Raw genomic sequence first — 1,625 nt, 5'->3', positions numbered from 1 at the left:
CATCTACTGGACGCGCCAATTACTCCGGTTGGCTATGGGCGCCTTGATGGTCTGGATCTTCGCAGCAGCTGTCTTCGCGCTCATGCCGAATGCCTCGAATCCTGGGGCCGGGCACCTGACCACCGTCAGCGGCATTCTTCGCCAGGTAATTGACCGCGTGCTGGCCACGGTCGCGTTCCCGGGCGTGCTCGTTGTAGTCCTGATCGTCACCGCCGCTGTTATCCAATCTAGGGATGTTCGGCGCCGGGATCCCGTGCGCCGGTTCACACGGCAACAGCGCCGCGAAGGGATGGCCCGGGCTGAGGGACAGTGCGAGATGGAGGCGGGCTTCCGCCGTCGTTGTTCCCGTCCTGCAGAGCATGGTGATCACTTCTACCCGTGGTCAAAGGGCGGGTCCACGAGCCTGCGGAATTTCGTGGCCGCCTGCAGCAGGTGCAACCGCGCCAAGGGTGCGCGGATCCCCTCGCCCGCCCAACAGCAAAGGCTGGAACGACGACGGCGGACCTACGTACAGCTCGAGGATGCGGTTGCCGTCGGCGAACGGCAGCCGATTGCCTGAGTTTGTAAGCCAGAAGTCGAGCATCTGATTGTGTCGGAGTTGCAGGCTGCCACCACGGTGGCGGCAGCCTGTAACCCCTAATCGCTCAAGGGAGGCGACCACGTCGGAGTAGAACACCTTATGCCGCGGCGCCACCCTCGACGTCAGGCATACAGGGCTGTTGAAAAGCCTAGGCCAGGGCCTCGCACAGATTCCGTTGCTTCCCTGAGGCGCTTTGGAATGTGGACTTTCCATTCGCGTCGTTCGTGATGACGGCCTTGCCCGTGTAGAGGACCGTGCGGGCACCGCCCGTATCTGTCGGGAAGAAGATAAACACGTTTTGACCCGTCAGGGTGRACGTCGTCGTTCCGGTGGCGGGGGGCTTGGGCGCCAGTGTGTGCGTCACGGACCCGTTGGTGGGCACGGTGATGGCCTTGCCTGTTGTCACGTTTGTAAAGGTCAGGATGAAACCGTTTCCGCCTGCAACAGTGCGGATGAAACCGTTCTTCTCCCGGGTCACCTTCACCGCCTGGTTGCCGTTAGTTCCACTTATCGTGATGTCGAACCCCGGGCATCCAGGGAGGGGGTCTGAGGTAGGAAAATCGGCAGCGGAAGCCGGTTGTGCTCCCGCCAGCATCAGGGCCGCAAGCATTGCTGCGGGCGCGAGTCGTCGCATTCTTTTACTCATGATTTTTCTCCATCGAGTGAGAAGCTGGGCTTCTTCATTGATGGCGCGCCCCCAAGCATCAGAGGAGACCGCACGCCGCAATTCGTACGGGTCATGCCCTGACTGCCGCCCCCGGAGTGGCTGCGTGTGATGTGCCGGCCGAACAAACGGCCGAGGGCTCAGAGCGTACTCCGGTGTTCGAAAGTTCGGCAAGGCTAAGAGCGCAATGCCGGGTCCCCGGGCACCTGTACGCGGCGACGCTGCGGGCATATCCTGCCAACAAATCCAGCCCTGCATCTTGGCTACGGAGAAGAACCATGGAGACCCCGACGGCCGCCCGACATGCGGCTCCGCAAAGCGTCGACACAATTATCATCGGGGCTGGGCAGGCTGGCCTGGCCGCCAGCTACTGGCTCACCC

The 1,625-nt window shown here is 62.4% G+C and carries 2 protein-coding genes; one reads left to right on the top strand and one right to left on the bottom strand.

The annotated features are described in order from the left end of the window. Positions 1–559: HNH endonuclease (locus tag AC1DEY_RS23240; RefSeq protein ID WP_476870057.1), on the top strand; the 559-nt coding region annotated here is incomplete at its 5' end. Between the two features lie 169 nt (positions 560–728). On the opposite strand, the gene AC1DEY_RS23235 is transcribed toward AC1DEY_RS23240, so the two are convergent. Next, positions 729–1,058, bottom strand: coding sequence for a hypothetical protein (locus AC1DEY_RS23235; RefSeq protein WP_476870056.1), 330 nt, complete (start codon positions 1,056–1,058; stop codon positions 729–731). Positions 1,059–1,625 lie beyond the last annotated feature (567 nt).

Source organism: Arthrobacter sp. 05T47, assembly GCF_056395825.1.
This window is presented reverse-complemented; position numbering and strand designations above follow the sequence as displayed.